At 62.2% G+C, this 19,511-nt stretch carries 14 protein-coding genes; 2 read left to right on the top strand and 12 right to left on the bottom strand.

Annotated elements, in window-relative coordinates:
* Positions 1 to 228 precede the first annotated feature (228 nt).
* Positions 229 to 1,239, bottom strand: coding sequence for a flagellar motor switch protein FliG (gene fliG, locus KF708_07245; GenBank protein ID MBX3412465.1), 1,011 nt, complete (start codon positions 1,237 to 1,239; stop codon positions 229 to 231).
* Between the two features lie 211 nt (positions 1,240 to 1,450).
* Positions 1,451 to 2,089 carry a DUF1080 domain-containing protein gene (locus KF708_07240; GenBank protein ID MBX3412464.1) on the bottom strand — a complete coding sequence of 213 codons (639 nt, stop codon included), beginning with the start codon at positions 2,087 to 2,089 and terminating at the stop codon, positions 1,451 to 1,453.
* 381 nt (positions 2,090 to 2,470) lie between these two features.
* On the opposite strand from KF708_07240, the gene KF708_07235 reads away from it, so the two are divergent.
* Positions 2,471 to 2,998, top strand: a complete 528-nt coding sequence (locus tag KF708_07235; protein MBX3412463.1) for a sigma-70 family RNA polymerase sigma factor — start codon at positions 2,471 to 2,473, stop codon at positions 2,996 to 2,998.
* The gene (locus KF708_07230; GenBank protein MBX3412462.1) at positions 2,995 to 4,659 is read left to right on the top strand and encodes a FecR domain-containing protein; all 1,665 of its coding nucleotides are present in this window, start codon (positions 2,995 to 2,997) and stop codon (positions 4,657 to 4,659) included. The genes KF708_07235 and KF708_07230 overlap by 4 nt, the downstream gene beginning before the upstream one ends.
* A 72-nt stretch (positions 4,660 to 4,731) precedes the next feature.
* Here the strand turns inward: KF708_07230 and KF708_07225 are convergent, their stop codons facing one another.
* The 10 genes from KF708_07225 to KF708_07180 all read right to left on the bottom strand — a co-directional run bounded on the left by KF708_07225 (position 4,732) and on the right by KF708_07180 (position 19,287).
* Positions 4,732 to 6,045 (bottom strand): MFS transporter, encoded by a 1,314-nt coding sequence (locus KF708_07225; GenBank protein MBX3412461.1) that lies wholly within the window; start codon positions 6,043 to 6,045, stop codon positions 4,732 to 4,734.
* A 222-nt stretch (positions 6,046 to 6,267) separates the two neighbouring features.
* Complete coding sequence (locus tag KF708_07220; protein MBX3412460.1) at positions 6,268 to 7,407, bottom strand: tRNA-dihydrouridine synthase; 1,140 nt, start codon at positions 7,405 to 7,407, stop codon at positions 6,268 to 6,270.
* Positions 7,408 to 7,604: 197 nt separating this feature from the next.
* Entirely contained in the window at positions 7,605 to 9,053 is a 1,449-nt protein-coding gene (gene zwf / locus KF708_07215) for a glucose-6-phosphate dehydrogenase (protein MBX3412459.1), read from the bottom strand.
* Positions 9,054 to 9,068: 15 nt separating this feature from the next.
* Positions 9,069 to 9,851, bottom strand: a complete 783-nt coding sequence (locus KF708_07210) for an SDR family oxidoreductase (GenBank protein MBX3412458.1) — start codon at positions 9,849 to 9,851, stop codon at positions 9,069 to 9,071.
* Positions 9,852 to 10,113: 262 nt separating this feature from the next.
* Entirely contained in the window at positions 10,114 to 11,553 is a 1,440-nt protein-coding gene (gene gndA, locus KF708_07205; protein MBX3412457.1) for an NADP-dependent phosphogluconate dehydrogenase, read from the bottom strand.
* A gap of 281 nt (positions 11,554 to 11,834) precedes the next feature.
* The gene (locus KF708_07200; GenBank protein ID MBX3412456.1) at positions 11,835 to 12,713 is read right to left on the bottom strand and encodes an HAD family hydrolase; all 879 of its coding nucleotides are present in this window, start codon (positions 12,711 to 12,713) and stop codon (positions 11,835 to 11,837) included.
* A 190-nt stretch (positions 12,714 to 12,903) separates the two neighbouring features.
* The gene (locus KF708_07195; protein MBX3412455.1) at positions 12,904 to 14,196 is read right to left on the bottom strand and encodes a diphosphate--fructose-6-phosphate 1-phosphotransferase; all 1,293 of its coding nucleotides are present in this window, start codon (positions 14,194 to 14,196) and stop codon (positions 12,904 to 12,906) included.
* A gap of 576 nt (positions 14,197 to 14,772) precedes the next feature.
* Complete coding sequence (locus KF708_07190) at positions 14,773 to 16,032, bottom strand: three-Cys-motif partner protein TcmP (protein MBX3412454.1); 1,260 nt, start codon at positions 16,030 to 16,032, stop codon at positions 14,773 to 14,775.
* Positions 16,033 to 16,041: 9 nt separating this feature from the next.
* Positions 16,042 to 16,869 (bottom strand): phage Gp37/Gp68 family protein, encoded by an 828-nt coding sequence (locus tag KF708_07185; GenBank protein MBX3412453.1) that lies wholly within the window; start codon positions 16,867 to 16,869, stop codon positions 16,042 to 16,044.
* Between the two features lie 942 nt (positions 16,870 to 17,811).
* The gene (locus KF708_07180) at positions 17,812 to 19,287 is read right to left on the bottom strand and encodes a PQQ-binding-like beta-propeller repeat protein (GenBank protein ID MBX3412452.1); all 1,476 of its coding nucleotides are present in this window, start codon (positions 19,285 to 19,287) and stop codon (positions 17,812 to 17,814) included.
* Positions 19,288 to 19,511 lie beyond the last annotated feature (224 nt).

Here is a 19,511-nt window from a genome sequence, read left to right as displayed (position 1 = left end):
TACCACACTCTGACAGCGATGCAAGCAAATCGGGGAAAAAGCTTCTCGATCAAGAGCCTGCCGGGCACAGAACGGAACGAAAGGACGTGGGATCCCAGGGGGGATCGACGCCGTAAGTCCATGCGATGATTGGGAATGCCGATGGCAGCCTGACGGTTCCGGAGCCGTGGCTGGCGCAGGAACCAGGGTCCCGGCTTGTCCAACTGCCCTGCCGCGCGGGGCCAGGTCCTACTGGATGAACTGCTCGTCCGCCTCGTCGCTGTTGATCGAGATCTCGCCCATGTCTTCCAGACGCCGGACGATGTCCACGATTTGCTGCTGCGCCTGCTCGACCGAGGAGAGCTTGACTGGGCCGAGATACTCCATCTCTTCTTTGAGCAGCGTGGCGGCGCGGCTCGACATGTTGCCGAGAATCTTCTGCTTGAGCTCGTCGCTGGCCCCCTTCAGCGCCATCGCCCATTGCGAGGTCTCGACGTTCTTGAGAATCGTCTGAACCTCCTTGTCGGCAAATTTGCCGATGTCGTCGAAGACGAACATCAGCCGGCGGATCTCGTCGACCAATTGAGGATCGTCCTGCCCCAGGTTTTCGAGCAGCGAACGCTCGGTCGAGCGATCGCAGACGTTCAGGATCTCGGCCACGCTCGAGACGCCGCCGGCGTTCTCGAACTGCTGGCTCATCACGCTCGACATGCGATGTTCAAGCCCTCGTTCGACCTCGCGGATGATCTCGGGATTCGTCTGGCCCATCGTCGCGATCCGGCCGATCACCGAGAGTTGCCGATCGGAGGGGAGCCCTTTGAGAATGTCGGCGGCACGGGCCGGCGAAAGGTGGGTCAGCACCAGGGCGATCGTCTGCGGGTGCTCGTCGATGATGAAGGTGAGCAGATTCTGAGCGTCGACCTTCTTGAGAAAGCTGAACGGCACGGCCTCGATCGATTCGCGAACCGTATCGATCGTGTTGGCGGCGTTCTTGCCCAGTGCTCGTTCGACCAGCTTCTTGGCGACGTCGAGGCCGCCGCCGGTGCCACCGAGGAGAATCGAGGGATTCGATTCGGAAAACTCCTTGAGCACCGCCTGTTGTTCGGCGCCGGTGATCGAGCCGAGCGTGGCGATCTCGATCGAGACCCGTTCGACCTGTTTCGGCTCGAGCTTGGCCAGCAACTGCGCGGCGTCGTCCTGCGGCAAGCTGGTCAGTAGGATGGCCGCTTTGCGTAGCTCTGCCGTGCTGGCGTTAACCACGGTCGATCTCCCGGGATAGGGGCCGCCGCGTCCCCCGCCGGAATCCCCTCCGGACAGTCGGCGCGTGCCAGGGGCGCAGCCCGCTAGCTGGCCCCTTATCGTCCGTGGCGGGGAGTCGACTTGAGAGAAACCGGGCGAATCGCCGCCAGACGCCAGCGACCCTGGCAGTGCCGGCGCGGAGATGCTGCCGTGCGAGGTCCGAGAGAGGCCCCTATTTCACCGGCGCCAGCTTCACGTTGCGGTATTCGACCCGCGAACCGTGGTTTTGCAGGCCGATGTGGCCCCTCTCGCGCGTGATGCCAGGGTGTTCCTTGGCCTTGTCGAGATGCTCGTCGAGGTTGGCCTTCACCACCTGCTTGCCGTTTACCTCGACTTCGACGTCGCGGCCGACGCAGCGGATGCGCATCGTCTGCCATTCGCCGGCGGGCTTGGTGACGCGGGGCTGCGCGGCGACCACGCCATAGACGCTGCCGGTGTACTGATCGGGGCGGAGCGACTTGTACTCGTCGGCCGCATCGTCCAGCACCTGGAGCTCCATGCCCGTGTAGGCCGGATCCCCCTCGTGCGGGGCCCGAATGAAGACGCCGCTGTTGCCCCCCTGGGGCACGCGAAACTCGAGCGAGAGATCGAAGTCGCCGTACTCGTCCTTGGTCGAGAGCCAGCCCCCCCCTGCCCCGCTACAGACGAGCAGACCATCTTCGACAGTCCAACTCGAAATGGGGCCATTGACCGCTTGCCAGCCGTCGAGGCTCTGGCCGTCGAAGAGGGCCTTGGCATCGTCGGCGGCCTGTACCGAGCGAGCAGCGAACGCAACGACGCACAGGGCGAATGGCAAGGCCAGGTGGCGCATGAGAGACTCCGAGGTGTGACGGCGGGGCAGGTTTTATTGCTGTCCGCGCGGCCGATGAGCCACGATGCAGAACGGTGCCCTCACGCATTCCGGGCTTCCGTTGGGCGCCCTAGACTCATTGGCTGCGCGGAGCGGAATAGGGCTCCGCCAGTCTAGCCCCGCGAACCACATGTGTCATCCTGCCCAGTGCCCGAGGAGGTAAGGTCTTGGAAAGCCCCGAAAGGCCACCCGATCTGGGGTGGATCGGCCCGCTGGCCAATTCGAGACCGATAAATTCGGGTCAGGGATGACTTCCAAAACCGGGGGCTTCGCGGAATATGCTCTCTGTAGAGTGCGCCGACCCGTTGGGCAGCCCATCTTCAACCCTCAATCTTCCCCGCCATGCAGCCACCGGAACGGACCGAAGAATTCGTCGGACTGTTTACGCTCAACGCGCGGCGGATCTACGGCTTTATTCTCTCGCTGCAGCCGAACGTGGCGGACGCGGACGAGATCTTTCAAGAAACCAGCACCGTCTTGTGGCGCAAGTTCGAGCAGTTCGAGCCCGGCACCGATTTTCTCGCCTGGGCGTGCCAGATCGCGCGCTACAAGGTGATGTCGCAACGGCAACGTGTCGGCCGCGAACGGCTGCAGTTCAGCGACGAGTTCGTCGAGAACGTGGCGGACGAATCGTTGCTCGCCGGCGCGGCGCTCGGGCCCCGGCATCTGGCCCTCTCGCAGTGTATCGAGAAGCTGCATCCTCGCGATCGAGACTTGCTCTCGCGGCGTTACCAAGAGGGAGCGACGACCCGTTCGATCGCGGCCGAAGTCGGTCGTTCGGTCGATGCGATCTACAAGGCCTTGAACCGTATCCACGAGAATCTGTTCGAGTGCATCCAACGGACCTTGCGTGCCGAGGGACGCCCATGAGCGACACGCACGACACGTTGCCCCATGAGCTGCGTGGTCTGCTCGCGGCACTCCGCGAGGGGACGCTCGACGAGGCACAGGCCGCGCGGCTCGAGCAGCTCGTGCGCGATGACCCCGCGGCGCGACGCGCCTACGTCGAATATCAGCACATGATCGCCGATCTACGCTGGCTCTGCGGTGGTGTGCCTCGGTCGCTCCCCCCCGCAAAACCGACCAATCCTTCGCCGTTGGTAGAAGGTGGCAGTGGTTGGCGCGGCTGGGTGCAGGGGCTTCCCTGGATCGACGCGGCGCCGATCTTCATCTTTGGCGGCCTGATGTTGGCCGCCGGATTGATGCTGGGGATGCGCTTGGGCGATGCACGGCCGTCGCCGAGTTCGATCGGTGGCTCGTCCCCTACCTTACCCCCCGGTGCCCCCCCCTCGCCGCCAACCGCGATCGCGGCCGAGAAGGGTGAAACGCAGTCCCCTCCCTCCGTGGCGATCGCCACGCTGGCGGCTGCGGTCGATTGCGATTGGGAAACCGGCAGCCTGCCGACGCATGCCGGCGCGAGGTTATCGACCGGTACGCTGCGGCTGAATGCCGGCATCGCGCAGCTCGACTATGACTCGGGCGCGCGCGTCGTTCTGCAAGGGCCCGCGGTCTTCGAGGTAACCGCCACGAATGCCGGGCTCTTGTCGGTGGGGCAATTGGTGGCGCGCGTCAGCCCGGCCGCCGTGGGCTTCACCATTCGCACGCCCTCGGCCGCGGTCGTCGATCTGGGCACCGAGTTTGGTGTGATTGCCGAGGCCCGCGGCGCCACGGAGGTACACGTGTTCGACGGGCTGGTCGAGCTCAACCTGTCAGCGGCAGCCGAGCAACCCAACCTGCCCTCGGCGCCGATCACCGTTGCCGCCGGTCAGGCACGCCGGCTCGAGGCCCAGGCCGAAGACGAACGGGCCGCGGCCAACTGGATCGAGCGGCCTCTCGACACCGAGCGTTTCACGCGACAAGTCGTGCCATCGCGGGAACGTGTCGTGGGGGACTTGCTGCTCGCAGACGATTTCACGGGCGAGAAGCTCGATCGCCACCGTTGGCGGGTCATCACCGAAGGGATTCGCTCGCCGGAGGCAAAGATTCAAGTCGTCGACGGACGCGTCGAATTGTCGAACCGCGCGCACCTGGTGACGCGCGAGGAATACGATCCGGCAAAACGGGGTGGTCTGCGGATTCGCGGCCGTTGGACCTTCGCCAGCGAGAACGACCTGCTGCAAATCCTGACTCGTAGCGACGGCGTGCCGAATGCCAGTGCCAACGGCGACACGCAAAACGGTGTCGAGTTTATCGCCACGACCGATCAAGGGGGCGTGATGGGCATCTATGGCCGCGGCGATGCACAACTGCCGCATGCCATCGCCCTGATTCCCATTCAGGTGGGAAACACGTTCGATTTCGAGATCCTGGACGACGGCCAGCACGTTTCGTTCACGCTTACCGAAGTGGGGGGGGCCGGCGCGACGGCGACGGTGGCCACCGAATGCGACATCGATCGTCCGACCGACTTCATCGTGTTTCACAATCGGGAACGGGGGCGCCAGTCGCGCAGCGCCTGGCTCGAGCGCGTCACGCTCGAGGGCAACCTGCGGCCCAATCCGGCCCTGCAGGACGCGCCGGCAGTCCGTTGAAAAACTAAACGGACTGCGACATCGCAGGGATGGCGAGGTTGAAAATGCCATGAGGCATTTTTCAACAGGCTATTAGGTGGCCGAGGCGCGTTGCACGTCGCGCGGAGCGAACACCAAGCCGGCGACCGTGAGCACGATGGCCACCACGATGTAGATCGCGGCGGTCGAGGCGATCGTTTCGCTCATGCCGAAGCCCTGGGTCACGGCCAGACCCACCGAGATCGAGCCCAACCCACCGCCGAGCCAGCCGATCATGTTCATGATGCCGACGGCGGTGCCACGCCGCGCGGCGGGGACCACGTCGTAGAGCGACGCCCAGATGTTCGCGTCGTAGAGCCCCTTGAAGAAGCCGAAGGCCGTCATGGCCGGAATCAACAGGGCCAGCTTCTGCGTTTCGCCGCAGAAGTAGATGAAGGGCGCGCCGCCGAGCGTCCCCACGGCCTGCACCAGGATGCGTCCGCCGGGACGCAGCTTGCGCCAGCGGTCGGCGAGCCAGCCCCCCGACATCGCGCCGAACATGCTGGCCACCTGGATGAAGACGGTGGCCCCGATCCCGGCCACGGCCAGATTCAACTCGAACTTCTCCTTGAGGAACGTCGGCATCCACGACAGGAAGACGAGCCCGACGAAGTTGGCGCCAAAGAAGGCCACGATCAGCGCCAGCGCCGTGGGCGTAGCGGCCAGCATCCGGAGGAACGCGGCAATGTCGAGCGGCTGCGCGTCGGGGTTCGCCTCGGGGACGTTGCCGGCGGCGATCTCGGCCTCGTTGCGTCCCGGTTCGCGAATGAACTTGGCCAGCACCAGCCCCAACACGACGCCGGCCACGCCCAAGAGGATGAAGGGAGACTGCCAGCCGAAGTGCATGCCCATCCAGCCGGCGAGCGCGCCGCCGCCGATCGTGCCGGCATAGACGCTCGTCTGGTGAAAGCTCATGGCGCGCGAGCGCGTGTCGCGCGTGTGGTAGTCGCTGATCAGCGACATCGAGGCCGGAAAATAGAACGTTTCGCCCAGCCCTTCCGCCGCCCGCACGAACGCAAAATGCCAGACCTTCGAGCAGAGGGCCGTGAAGCCGGTGATGATGCTCCAGACGTACAGCCCGGCCAGGATCACCGTCTTGCGAGGATAGCGGTCCCCCACTTGTCCGGCAAAAGGGGCCGACAGGGCATAAACCCAAGTAAACGCCGCCCCGATAAAGCCGAGCTGCGCCTTGTTGAATCCCAGTTCGCTTTCCAAAAGCGGAAAGATCGAGAAGATCGCCTGGCGGTCGGCGTAGTTGAAAAAGCAGATGAACCACAGCATCGCCACCACGACCCAGGGGTAGCGCTGGGAGTAAGGCAGTTTGGCGCTCGTGGCTGCGGGGGAAGATGGATTCGGGGATGAGGTCATGCAAGCACTCCACCAACAACGGCGATCAAGCAAGGCATATCGGCAGCCGGCGCAAGCCGAGCAGTATAGTTGAAGTTCGCGTCAGCCGAGAGGGGCTTATCGCCCGAGAAAGGGGAAGGATTTACCGGGCTCTCGCGGTGGAAAGTCTGTGGTCGATCTAGGGCGACGCGGAGCAACCACCGCGTGGCGGCGCGATTCGCCGGCCGCCGAAGGATCGCCCGTTCACATGAGGTCGCCGCACGATTCCTGCGAACCGTCGCCACAGTCGGACATCATGTCCGGATAGATGCCGGGCAGGTCTTCCGAGTAGTAACGTTCGATCACCGTGTTCAACTGCTCGTTGCGGCTGACGGCCACGAATGCGTCGCGCACCTCGTTCGACTGCGGATGGAGACGCGAATACTTGATGCCGAACTTGCGCATCTGGCGGCCCGAGAGATCGGGTCCATAGATCTCCTCGGCCAGGCGGTAATGCTCGCGGATCACATCGCGCTGCTCGAACAGCGAGGGCGGTGGCGGCAACGGTTGCCCCACGGCAAGCGCCCGCGCCTGGGCAAAGATCCACGGATTGCCGATGGCTCCGCGCGCCGCGGTCACGCCGTCGACCCCCGTCTGCCGCATCATGTCGAGACAGGCCTCGGCCGTGAAGAGATCGCCACTGCCGAGCACGGTACGGTCCCCGGCGTGCTGTTTCACTTCCTTCAAGAACGACCAGCGGCTCGCGCCGATGTATCGCTGCTTGACCGTGCGACCATGCACCGTAATGGCCGCCACGCCGGCATCCCAGGCGCCGTCGAAGATCGTAAAGAATCGCTCGCGGCTCTCTTCGGTGTCGTCGAGCCCACGCCGCATCTTCACCGTGACGGGAAGGTGCGCCGGGACCGTGTCGCGCACCCGGCGCACGATTTCCAGCGCCACGTCGGGCTGCGAGAGATGAAAACCACCCCGGCACCGCCCCAAGACTTTCTTCACCGGGCAGCCGAAGTTGATATCGATGACATCAAAACCCGCCTCGACCAACCGCGTGGCGGCCTCGCCGAACTGCACCGGCTCGCTCCCCATCAACTGCCCACCGACGGGATGATCGTCGTCCGTGAGCTTGAGAAACCGCCGCGTGTGCTTGCCCGCCTCGAGCACGAGCTTGTCGATCAGCACTTCGCACAGCGCATAATCGGCGCCGAATCGCCGCGCGATACGGCGCATGGCGCTGTCGCTATAGCCACTGAGGGCCGCCTGCACGACAGGAAAGCCGACGTAGACATTGCCCAGCGCGAGGGGGCTGTAGCCTTGCTTGTGACGGTCAGCGGCAATTGGTAGTCGATCAGGACTACGTTCGGCGAGACTAGGACTTGGCGAGGTCATGCAATCGATTTTTGCCCGCGATACGTCGAAGGGTCAAGGCGTTGGACGGTTCCAATTGGAAAGCAAGCTGCACAGGCAAGACTGCCTCTGCCACTTGGCATTTGTGGAAGCCCCGAATGGTCCCCTCACAACCCAAGCTTCTCCGCGCGAGCTCTTAGAAGCTCAACGGGACGATGTGCATCCGCTCACCGCGGCGGCTACCCCAGCACCGGGCAGACGTCGAACCACTCGCGGCCATCCTGCTGGATCCATTCGCACGATTCCGCCGGACCCCAGCCCCCGGGCTCGTACGTCCACAGGTTCGGCTCGCGCATTTCGTCCCACGTTTTCTGGATCGGGTCGATGATCTTCCAGGCCAACTCCACCTCGTCGCTACGAGCGAAGAGGCTGGCGTCCCCCGACATCGTGTCGAGCAGCAACCGCTCGTAGGCCTCGGGCAGGGCCGGCTCCGAGCGGCGGTCGAAACGGAAATCGAGCTCCGCCAGCCGCATCTTCATGCCGGCGTCCGGCACCTTCGTCTGGAAGTGGACCTGGATCCCCTCGGCCGGCTGCACCTGAATGAGCAGCCGGTTGGCCTCGATCCGCTTCGACGAGTTGGGGAACATCAGGTGTGGGATCTCTCGAAACTGGATCAGAAGCTGCGTTGTGCGGCAACTCATCCCCTTGCCGCTACGGAGATAAAAAGGCACCCCCTGCCAGCGCCAGTTGTCGACGTAGAATCGCACGGCGGCGAAGGTGGCGGTGTCGCTCTGCTGGGCGACACCTGGTTCTTGGCGGTAGTTCGTGTATTGCCCGCGCACGGTCTGTCGCGCGATGTCGGCCGGCTCGTAGCGGCGAATCGCGTCGAGCACCTTTACTTTTTCGTTGCGGATGGCGTCGGCCTCGAACCGCGTGGCCCCTTCCATCGCCGTGACGGTGAGCAGTTGCAGCAGGTGATTCTGGAACATGTCGCGCAGCACGCCGGCCTTGTCGTAATAGCCGCCCCGACTGCCGACCAACACTTCTTCGGCCGCGGTGATCTGCACGTGATCGATGTAGTTGCGGTTCCAAAGGGGCTCGAAGATCGTGTTCGCGAAGCGCAGCACGAGGATATTCTGCACCGTCTCTTTGCCGAGATAGTGATCGATGCGATAAACCTGCCGTTCGGCGAAAACGGCGTGGACGATCTCGTTCAGTTGACGCGCCGAGGCAAGGTCGTGCCCGAAGGGCTTCTCGATCACCACGCGGCGGACACCGTTCGTTTCGTCGGCCAGGCCGGCGGCCCCCAGTTGCTCGATGGCCTGCTCGTAGAACGTGGGAGAGGTTGCCAGATAATAGACCCGCGTACACTCTGGCCCCGTCTCGATCTCGTCGAGCAGCTTGCCGAGCGAGAGGAAGCTTTCGACGTCGCCGATATCACCCGCGTGGTAATAGATCGACGGCGCGAACTTGTCCCACTCCTGCTGGTCGAAGTCGTCGGCGAACTCCTGCGTCGACTCACCGAGCTTCTCGCGCCATTCGTCGTGCGAGAAAGGAGAACGCGAGAAGCCGATGACGCGGGTATCGGCGGGCAGACGCCCCTTGCGAAAGAGATGAAACAGCGCCGGCACGAGCTTGCGGCTGGTCAGATCGCCCGACGCCCCAAAGATGACATAACTGTGCGCCATGGCGACGCGACTCCATTAAAACCGCATGCCGGTGAACCCGCCATCCACGTAGTAGCTGGCTCCCGTGATGAAGCTACCGGCGCGGCGCGACAACAACAACAGGGTGGCTCCAATCAGTTCATCAGGCTCACCGAAGCGGGCCATGGGTGTGCCCCGCATCACGTTGGCCGTGCGCTCGACGTCGAGGATCTTGCGATTCTGCTCCGCCGGAAAGAACCCGGGGCACAACGCGTTCACGCGCACGCCGAGCGGCGCTAGCTCGCGGGCGACGTTTTGCGTCAGGCTGACCACGGCCGCCTTCGAGGCCGAATAGGCGAACACCTTCGACAAGGGCAGGTGCGCCGTGACGCTGGCAATGTTGAGAATCGAGCCCCCCTGTCCCGACTCGGCCATGTGCCGGCCGAAGATCTGACAGCCGTGGTGGACGCTCTTCAAGTTGCTCTGGATAACCCAATCCCAATCGGTGTCTTCGACCTCAAAGTAGGAGCTGGCCTTGTTCACGCCCGCCCCGTTGATGAGCATGTCGACCCGGCCGGTGTGCTGCGCCGCTGAGGCGAGCAACTTTTCGATCGAGGCGCGCGAAGTGACGTCGACTTCCGTGAAGACCGCTTTTCCGCCTAGCCGGGCGATTTCATCGACGCGCGTTTTTCCCTTGCCGGCATCGCGTCCGGCTACCACGACCAGCGCCCCAGCGCGTGCCAGGCCCGTGGCGAGAGCACCGCACAATACTCCGGTGCCGCCGATCACCACGGCCACTTCGCCGGAAAGTCCAAAGAGTTCGTCGAGATAGCTAGACATGGATGCTTGTGTTGTTGCTTCTGGGTGCCACTGGCTTTGCCAGTGTGGATCGAGTCACTGACTTTGTTGGATGAGCACACTGCTGCAATGTAATTTCATAGGACGCCGAAACGAGGATGTCTATTCGGTGGAGTGTTTCCATTGAAAGGAACGTCGTGTACCGCACAGCACTGGCAGAGCCAGTGGTACCCGGAGAATTGCACGTCCATTCCATCTCGATCAGAGAACGAGGCGTCGCTCTGCGAGCAAAGACGCGATCAAACTATTTCGGCTCCTTCCGCTCGCGGATCCAATCGGTGTGGAACACTCCCTCGCGATCGACACGCTGATACGTGTGCGCCCCGAAGTAATCGCGCTGCGCCTGCAGCAGGTTCGCCGGCAGGCGTTCGCGACGATAACCGTCGAAGTAGGTCAGCGCGGCGCTGAAGCCCGGAATCGGAATGCCGAGCGTAATCGCGGTCGAGACCACATGCCGCCACGCCGGCTGCGCGTCGTCGATCACCTGGGTGAAGTACGGCGCGAGCAGCAGGTTGTCGAGATCCTTGTTTGCGTCGAAGGCCTCTTTGATCCGCTCGAGGAATCGGGCCCGGATGATGCAGCCCCCCCGCCACAGCAGCGCGATATTGCCCGGCGACAACGGCCAGTGGTTCTCGGCCGCCGCCGCGCGCAACTGGAAAAAACCCTGCGCGTAGCTGCAAATCTTCGAGGCGTAGAGCGCCTGTTCGACCGACTTGATGAATTCGGCTTTGTCCCCGTCATACTTCGCCGCGGGCCCCTTCAAGATCTTGCTCGCCCGCACACGATCTTCCTTCAACGACGATAAGTACCGCGCGTAAACCGCTTCGGTAATCAGCGTGGTCGGCACCCCCAGATCGAGCGCCAACTGGCTCATCCACTTGCCAGTCCCCTTGCTCCCCGCCGTGTCGAGGATCGCATCAACGAGAAAACCCTTCGTCTCGGGGTCGCGCACGCTGAAGATGTCGCGCGTGATCTCGATCAGATAGCTGTCCAATTCGCCGCGATTCCATTCGGCAAAGACTTCGTACAGTTCGTCGTTCGAGAGGCCCAGGGCTTCTTTGAGCAGGAAGTACGACTCGCAGATCAACTGCATGTCGCCGTACTCGATGCCGTTGTGTACCATCTTGACGTAATGGCCCGAGCCATCGGGACCGATCCAGTCACAGCAAGGAATGTCTCCCTGCGGACCCACCTTGGCGGCGATCGCCTGAAAAATCGGCTTCACCAGCGGCCAGGCCTTTTCGCTGCCCCCCGGCATCATGCTGGGGCCTTTCAGGGCGCCTTCTTCACCGCCCGAGACGCCGCTGCCGACGTAGAGCAAGCCCTTCGATTCAACCAGCTTCGTGCGGCGCTGCGTATCGGCGTAGTGCGTATTGCCGCCGTCGATGATCACGTCCCCCGGCGACAGTAGCGGCAACAACTGGTCGATGATCGCATCGACCGCCGGACCTGCCTTGACCATCATCATCACGCGGCGCGGACTGGCGAGCTTGCTAACCAGCTCCTCGATCGTGTGGCAGCCGACGATCTGCTTACCGGCGGCACGCTCGGCCACGAACTTGTCGACGACCGCCGTGGTGCGATTGAAAACGGCTACGCGGAACCCTCGGCTCTCCATGTTGAGCACGAGGTTCTCGCCCATCACGGCCAGGCCCACGAGGCCGATATCACATTGCTCTGCCATCGGTTCGCATTGCTCCGTTCATCTTTCGCCTGGCGGTGAGGCTGGAGATCGTTGGTTGAATGTTGTCCGTAGGTCAGGTACCCCGTACCTGACAATATTCGTCATGGCCACGTCGATCGATTGTCAGGTACGGGGTACCTACCCAAGTGGCACAGGCTGTCTAGCCTGTGCTGCACAGACGAACAGTCTGTGCCACTTTTCTCTGGCTCTCTGCGTCTTCGCGTCTTTGCGTTGAAACCTTCGCTCCCCCTCGCTCACGCTTCGGGTTAGGACCGGCTTACTCAATCCACCAAGGGCCAAGCCGGTTGCGCCGGCAAGCAACGATCGAACTCGGCGAGCAGTTCCGCCTGATAGTTGCCCGCGAACGTGCCGCTGCGGAAGCGTTCGATCCCTTCCTCGAACAGTCTCCGCCAACTCGCCTCTTCGGCGCCGGGATTGATCGGAAAGAACAACGCCTGATTCGCCTTCGCCGCCGAGTAGTCGCCCGGCGCGTCGCCGATCATCAGCGTGTGGTCGGCCGGATATTGTGCCGCCACGGCGAGCGATTCTTTCTTCGTGCCCGTCTCCTGACCGCAGATAGCATCGACAAAGCGCGCAAGGTCGTGCTCGTCCCATTCGCGTTCCAGCGCCTCGCCCGGCGTGGCCGAGACGACCAGCATGTCGCACGTTTCGCGCAACGCGCCCAGGCACTCGCGGACGAACGGAAACGGCGGCACGCCGCGCACCATCGCCGTGACCGAGGCATTCACCGCCTGCGACCATTCGAGCGCCTGACGCAGATCCTCATCTCCCGTCTGCTCGACCGCCTTCGAAAGTGCAGGATTGGCCAGCTTCGTCTCTTCCTTGATCCAGCGGGCCAGACCGGGCGGAACCTGGATGTCGTAGCCGCGCTCGCGCACCTCGGGACGTCGCGCCAGCCACTCGAGCGACTCGACCAGCGCCGGAAAACGATTGATCCCCCGGCTCTTCGAGTACAGGTTGACGAACTCGGCCGCCTCGCGAGCATACTTGCTGATGCCCTGCAGGTTGTAGTAGTTGATCGTGTTGGGGATGAAGCATTCCTTGTGCTTCAACTCCATCGTATCGAAGGCGCAGCCGTCCGAATCGATGCCCACGAGAAAGTCGTGACGCTTTTTGAAATCGAGCAACGAACGGCTCATCGTTTTCCTGTTCCTGGTGTTGGCGCGGCGGGCACTAGTGCTCTGTCAAACCCTGATTTTCGGGAACCTACATCCCAACCCGACGCGTCAGCGAGGGAATTCCTGCAAAGAACGTCGAGTAAAGTACTCCCTCGCTGACGCTTCGCGCTTGGGATTCGATTGCACCCGAAACGTAAGCATTGACATAGCACTAACTACGGTCGGCCTGCGGGATGTATTTCGGCAGCTTCTGTACGGCATAAATGGGAGCGAGGCGCGTGAGACGCTGACGGCCATCGATCAAGGGGAGCGAGATCATGTCTTCGCCCACCAGTGGCTTGCAGTAACGCACGAACTCGTCGGTCACGTCGAACCCACTGGGGGCGATCCACCGCTCGGGGAACGATCGCTCGCTGGCCGCCACATCCACCAGCGGCACCTTGTCGTACCGCACGCGATAGACAGGGCCCGGCTCGCGGAGAATCGTCGACATGAAGCCCCCTTCGCCCCGCGCCGCGAGCAACACGGCCTGCTGTCCGCTGCGGTAAGCCTCTTCGAGATCCACGGTCGAGGCAAGCGCCATGGCGTGCCGCTGATCGGTGCCCGAGACGTTGCACCGCGCCGCCCCCTTGGCGGCGAGGCCGGCCTGGTTCAGGTGGTTCGTAATCTTCTGCGCGACGGTGATCTGGCTCGAGCTGTACGACGTGTGACCGAACGCATCACGCACCTCCCCCAACTCCCCTACATCCAGCCCTTCGCTCACGACGACAATCGCCCGGCCATGTTGCCGCAGCAGATCGTTCACCTGATCGGTGATTGTTTCAAGCGACGTGGGACGCTCCGCCAGGTAGATGAGCAGCGGCATCTCGCGCGCCGGGTCGGCCAGGCGCGCGGCCGCCGGAATGAAGCCGATCTTTCGCCCCATCGCCTGCAACACGAGCACCGGATCGGCCGGCGAAGAGCCTTCATTCTCCTCGTTCGCGTTCTGGACCATGTGCATCCAGTACTTGGCGACCGAACCGTAGCCCGGCGTGTGGTCGATGAGCTTGAACTCGCTGTCGCCGACGTCGTTGTCGATCGTCTTCGGCACGCCCACGGCCACGAGGTCGAGTCCCCGCTGCCGCGCCAGCTCTGCCACCTTGTGGGCGGTCTCCATCGAGTCGTTGCCGCCGATGTACAGGAAGTAGCCGATGTCGTGGGCGCGGAAGACTTCGATCACGCGCTCGAAATCCTCGGTCTGCTTCGGCCGCAGCTTGTAGCGGCAGGTGCCGATCGAGCCGGCGGCGGGCGTGACCCGCAGCAGCGAAATCTCTTCGGCCGACTGCGCCGTCAGGTCGAGCAGTTCTTCCTTGAGCACCCCTTCGATGCCGTGACGGCCGCCATACACGGTGCCGATCTCGGACAACTCGCGCGCGGTCTCGACGATGCCGCGGAGGCTGTTATTGATGACGGGACTCGGCCCGCCACTCTGGGCGACGACGAGATTACGAGGGCGGGAATTCATCCGCAGACTTCACAAATTACGCAGATTCTTGGGGCACACCAATGGGAGGACCGAATTCTAACGGTGCCCGCGAGTTCCATCAAATGGGCACCGCAGCGACGGTAGCCCATGCATCCATGTTCCGCGATGCAAAATCCCAACCCGAAGCGTGAGCGAGGAAGCACTTGTTGCGATGCCCCTTCAAAGAACACCTCGCGATCACGCTGAGTTTTCAGATGCGCCCAGACAGCGCCCTTCCCGCAGCCAGACAAGTGGCACAGGCTGCCAGCCTGTGCGTGGGGAAGCAAGCCCAAGAGCGGGTAGCACCGATCATTTTGCGGAGCAAGCGGACCAATCTCTTGGACGTCGAGTCGCAAAATGGTCGGTGTCGCCGAGCGACCAGAGGACATAGAACAGTCCGGTGTCACGCTCACTCTGGATGGGTCGAGGCAATCGCGAAACGCCAGGGTTGAAGAGCGACGCGGGGCACCGGTAGACACTCAACGCCGGTCGATGTAACCGATGGCGGCCAGTGGGAATGCGGTCCGGAATCGCTCGCAAATCTATCTTTGCATCGCCAACGAGTCAGAAACGACGTCACCTTAGGAACAACCGCATCTGGCGTGTAGGAATGATGATGTCGGAGTCGTGTTGAATTCCCACGCGCCGAGATTTCGCACCGGTTTTGTCTTTAACCTGGATTACACCTTGCTTGGCCAAATCGCTCAAGACGTCCTTCATGATCTCCGCTGTGACGGGGCATTCATTCGTAAGGTTCGAGAATAGCTCGGTGAACTGGATGCCGTCGCTATGATTGAAGATCCTTTCGGGCAACTGTTCCAGAAGTTCCTCTTGGCTGGAAACCAACGCCGTCTCGTCGAAGAAGAAGCCTGGCAACATCTGTTGCTGCGTCCATTCCGCATCGTGCTCTTGGTCGTAGCCAAGCATCCGCAAACCGGAGCGACCATAGTGGGCGAACGAAGTACCTTGCTTCCAATGCAATCCCACCATTACGTCGCGGGCGCGGAAGTGCCCGGAGAGATGGATCAACCAGAAGTCGCGGTGGGCGTCGGTCGACCGTATAAAGAACGGCGTGTAGAACTTGGCCTCGGTCCTTACGGGGATTTCACGGTGCAGTGCGAACTGAATCGTCCGTCTCCACTCGCGCTCCTCTTTGGCTGTCCGAACGTTTTTCGAAGGAAGTGTGATGCCAACTTTTTCTAGGATCTTTTGCGTTGGTTCGTTCTCGCTCAGGTAGTCGATTAGCGAATCCGTCGCGAACGTCAGAATCACCTCAGCGTTATCGAGCGTGGCAAGTATGCCGCGGATCGTCGGTAGAGGCACAGCGCTGTAGCCAAACTGATCGAGTACAAAGATTGCACGGCCTGCGCGCCCACGCTTCTTCACGAACGCCGTGATTTTTGGCACCTGCGCCGTGAATTCTCCGTGGATCAGTTCGATACGGCCGCCAACTAGCGACGCGTACTTCGACTCTGAAAGGACCTGCCGAAGATAGTCGAGGGCCTTGCGGTCCTTTTCGATGAAGATGTACTGGACGTCGAGGTGAAATGGCTTTGTCCTGATCTTCTGGGCGTCCTCAGCCGCTTGCTCCATCGCCTCGAGCATGATTAGCGGAGAGCCTGGACGTTCTTCTTTGGAGCGCGAATCCAGATAGAGCCCGCCACCCGCGAAGCCGTCAATCAGAGTCAGTCGAAAAGTGTCTTGTTGGATTCGTACGGTCAGAACCGACACGTAGCGTTCAAGATAAGCTCTGAGAACACGGTGCTTGGCTTGACTGTGTGGCCGAATTAGCGGGGGATCACTCCCAGGCTTCCAGTCATGGTGCTCGTGGCTCATGGTCGACGCTCAAGCCGTCTGCTTATTGTTAGGCCGCGGATCTTGCGGCCAGGCACCTTGATACTGCTCGACCAGCTCTTTTCTCGTTAACGCAGCGGGCACTGCGTTGCGCGCGACGCGAGGATAGTCGTCGTAAGTTCGGCCGTCGAGTTCACGGCCAGTGGAGCTCTTTTTTATGCCGCCCCATTGTTTGAAAAAGAACGGAACCTTCGCCCGCTCGCATTGCTTGCGGATGCTAAAGACCCACTCAGGGAGCATCGGCCGTGCGCCTGGCCCGCTTTCGCCGCCAACAATCACCCAGTCTACCCCGCGCAGATTGATTGTTCCCAGACCCTCCAACAATGGCTCGATCGACAAAAAGGCCATCGATGGCTTGGCGTCCTGGAGTTGTTGGATTCGCGGAAGTCCGTGTCGTCGATTCTCAACGCTGACGCCCCACCAGATATGCGGCAAGTCGGCGGCGAAACGAAGCTTCGTTTGGAGCAAATCGCGAAGGCGCTCACCTCGCTTCGTGAGTACTTGGTAGATGTGCCAGTCTGCCGCCGCCATGACTCGTGAGACCAACTCGATGTAGGCGTCCGGCACGTCCTTATGGAAGAGGTCGCTCATCGAATTGACGAATACCATCCGCTGCCTCGACCAAGTGATGGGTTCCGTGAGTTTTTCCGGCACAAGCCGCAGGTCGAAGCCTTGCTCATAGGGATGTCCGGGCACGCCCCGGAATCGCTCGGCAAATGTCTCGGCATAACAGTGAGCGCAGCCCGGACTGATCTTCGTGCAGCCACGCACGGGGTTCCACGTCGCATCCGTCCACTCGATCTTGGATTTAGCGCTCATCGTGGACCTCGTAAGGGTTCCTGGATTGTAGTGTACAAATGTATCATTCGACAAGAGTCTGCCGCCGAAATGAGCTTAATACGTAACGACTTATAATGGATACTCCCAGGTCAAATCTCATCAATGCCACAGCTCAAACGCAGGTTTCGCGAGAGCTTGGACGATATTGCCCGCTTTTCTGCAAGCCAATCACGGCATGGACGGGGCGAGACACCTACTGCATCGCCGGCGTCCCCTTGGTGACGCGGGCAGCAACAGTAACTCCTCCCACTGAGCCCCACCGCAAGGATCTGCGAGCTGGGCAGTTGGGTGACACGGCTTATGCAAGCTAGCTGTCAGGTGGGAAACCTCCTCCGATCCGACACACCAACGCGCCATCCTTGACAAAGTAATATCGGACTCTGCACTTGCAGCTTGATCAAAGACGGAATGCGGCGGCGTGGCGCCAAGAGGCTCGACGCCCCGACTTGATCGATGGTCAGGTCCAGGTTACCCGATCCGCAGGCAAGTGCTGCCGGCTCGTCGTGTCGTCGTGCCGTGGTGGTAAACCAACCGGCCGCTGTGCGACAGCGACTTGAAGTGTTCCACTCTTTCCATCGGTGTGCAGCCACGCGCGAAAAGCCACAGACACCGGGGTGGCCGAAAACCTACGCAGCGGCGAAGCACCCTCCCCGTGTAAAGTAGAGGCCGATCCGCGCCAACCCTGTCTCCCGACGCGTGACACAATCGCTTGGTCCGCGATGGTACGCGATCCGGGGCGTCTGGTGCGCGTCACTGGTGCGCGTCAATAGAGGCCACGCTTCAAGCCGCGAAAAAGCCATGACCGCAACTCGCAAGTCCCCACCGCCTCGCAGCTTGCCATCAAATCCGCGGCACCCGTGGCGACCCACTGGTCCGCGTTGGTGCGCAGTGGTCCGCGCACCAACGCAAAACGGTTGCGATCTAATCTGCGCGTGCCCCAAAGCACATCAACTTCGACCGCGTGCGAACAAAAATCTTCCCCTCCGCGATGGCCGGCGTCGCGATGATCGCGTCGCCGAGGTTCGTTTCGCTCAGCACTTCGTACGACTCGTCGTTCTTGAGCACGATCGAGTCGCCGTTTTCGTTCACCAGATAAACCTTGCCGTCGCCTACGACTGGCGAAGCGAAATAGTTGCCGCCGTTGCCCACGCGCTTCGCGCCGCGGAGCGACTTTCCTTCCTCCATGTCGTAGACCGTAGTGATACCCCCCTCCTTCACCAGAAACATCCGGCCATCGTCCACCAGGGGCGAGACAATATGGTCCGTGTATTTCGTCTTGTGCTTCCACAGGAGGTGCGAATCGGTGACGTCTCCCTCGCCGCCGCCACGCACCGCCAGCACGTATTCGTCCGCCGCGGCGTCACCCAACTGTGTAAAGCTGGCCCCAGCAAAGTTGTCGGGACTGAGGAACGCCAGGTCGAGTTCCTGGCCTTCGAGAAAACCGTTCTTGTCCAGGTCGCCGCGGTCGAAAGTCTTTTCAAAGAAAGCGGGCGGAATCACCTGCTCGCCGACGAAGGCCTGCATCTCCGCCTTGTCGAGCCGGCCGTCGTTGTTGCCGGTCTCCGCTTGATCGACCGAGCGAAGCCACTGGTTGGCGATGCCCCCACTCTGCACGGAGATGTAGACAATGCCATCCCGCGCGACGGGGGTCGTCTTGATGTTGCGGAGCATCACCTTGGCGTGCCAGCGGCGCTGGCCGGTCGTCGGATCGTAGCCAACCAAGAGGCCCGTCCCGCCGACGACGATATCGTCGCGCCCATCGACCGAGCAGACGATCGGGTGAGAATAATTGACCGCCATGTCGAGTCGCTCGTCTTTCCAGCGCAGCGAGCCGGTCGCACGATCGAAGGCGTACATCGCCGGAAAAAGATCGTCGTCCTGGCAGAAGAGGACGAGGTCCTGATAGAGGACCGGCGACATGCCGGGGCCCCACTTGAAGACAAAAAAGGGAACGGGCAACTCCTGGTGCCACACGTCGGCGCCGGTCGCGGCATCGACCGCCAGCAGACCGAGCGTGGTGAAATAGAAATAGACACGCTCGCCGTCGGCGGCGGGCGTGCTGCTGGCCTGGCTGTTCGTGAGATGGATCTCGGGCAGCGGACCGGTGGGCCAATCGCGCTGCCAGAGTTTCTTGCCCGTGGCGGCGTCGAAGGCCAAGAGGCTGACCGTTTCGGCCCCCGTCATGCCGCTGGCGTAGACGCGACCGCCGGCAACGATGGCGCCACCGACTCCGTCGCCGACGTCAGCCGACCAGAGCAGATTCTCGTCGAGCGAGAGTTCCGCCGGCAGCGGCTGCGTGCCGGCGGAGATGCCCGAGCAATTAGGTCCGCGAAACTGGGGCCAATCGTCGGCCCTGATCTCCCCGCGACAGGCAAAGACAAACACCGCAGAGGCCAAGATTGCCGTGCGTCGTGCGAATCTACCGTCGGACCGTCGAGGTATGGTCGGCATGGCGTTCATCCCAGTTGCAAGGGCAACAGAGTCGAAGCAATCGGGCCGGTACTCTGGCCAATGATACCAGTATCGCGAAGGCCATGCCGCGCGTTGGAGCGTCTTGCGGTACGAGATTTCCAGATTCTTGACAGCCAGCGAACCGCCCGTGAGCATGGGCGGATCCCCTT

The organism is Pirellulales bacterium (assembly GCA_019636335.1).
Classification (GTDB): domain Bacteria; phylum Planctomycetota; class Planctomycetia; order Pirellulales; family JAEUIK01; genus JAHBXR01.
Note: the sequence above shows the minus strand (reverse complement) of the source record. Positions and strands in the feature narration are given on the sequence as shown.

Excerpts from the sequence above, each read along its gene's own strand:
- KF708_07195 (MBX3412455.1), bottom strand. The coding sequence starts at position 14,196 with ATGAATTCCCGCCCTCGTAATCTCGTCGTCGCCCAGAGTGGCGGGCCG.
- KF708_07220 (MBX3412460.1), bottom strand. The coding sequence starts at position 7,407 with ATGACCTCGCCAAGTCCTAGTCTCGCCGAACGTAGTCCTGATCGACTA.
- KF708_07240 (MBX3412464.1), bottom strand. The coding sequence starts at position 2,089 with ATGCGCCACCTGGCCTTGCCATTCGCCCTGTGCGTCGTTGCGTTCGCT.
- KF708_07185 (MBX3412453.1), bottom strand. The coding sequence starts at position 16,869 with ATGAGCGCTAAATCCAAGATCGAGTGGACGGATGCGACGTGGAACCCC.
- KF708_07230 (MBX3412462.1), top strand. The coding sequence starts at position 2,995 with ATGAGCGACACGCACGACACGTTGCCCCATGAGCTGCGTGGTCTGCTC.
- KF708_07210 (MBX3412458.1), bottom strand. The coding sequence starts at position 9,851 with ATGTCTAGCTATCTCGACGAACTCTTTGGACTTTCCGGCGAAGTGGCC.
- KF708_07235 (MBX3412463.1), top strand. The coding sequence starts at position 2,471 with ATGCAGCCACCGGAACGGACCGAAGAATTCGTCGGACTGTTTACGCTC.
- KF708_07200 (MBX3412456.1), bottom strand. The coding sequence starts at position 12,713 with ATGAGCCGTTCGTTGCTCGATTTCAAAAAGCGTCACGACTTTCTCGTG.
- KF708_07190 (MBX3412454.1), bottom strand. The coding sequence starts at position 16,032 with ATGAGCCACGAGCACCATGACTGGAAGCCTGGGAGTGATCCCCCGCTA.
- KF708_07225 (MBX3412461.1), bottom strand. The coding sequence starts at position 6,045 with ATGACCTCATCCCCGAATCCATCTTCCCCCGCAGCCACGAGCGCCAAA.
- gndA (MBX3412457.1), bottom strand. The coding sequence starts at position 11,553 with ATGGCAGAGCAATGTGATATCGGCCTCGTGGGCCTGGCCGTGATGGGC.
- zwf (MBX3412459.1), bottom strand. The coding sequence starts at position 9,053 with ATGGCGCACAGTTATGTCATCTTTGGGGCGTCGGGCGATCTGACCAGC.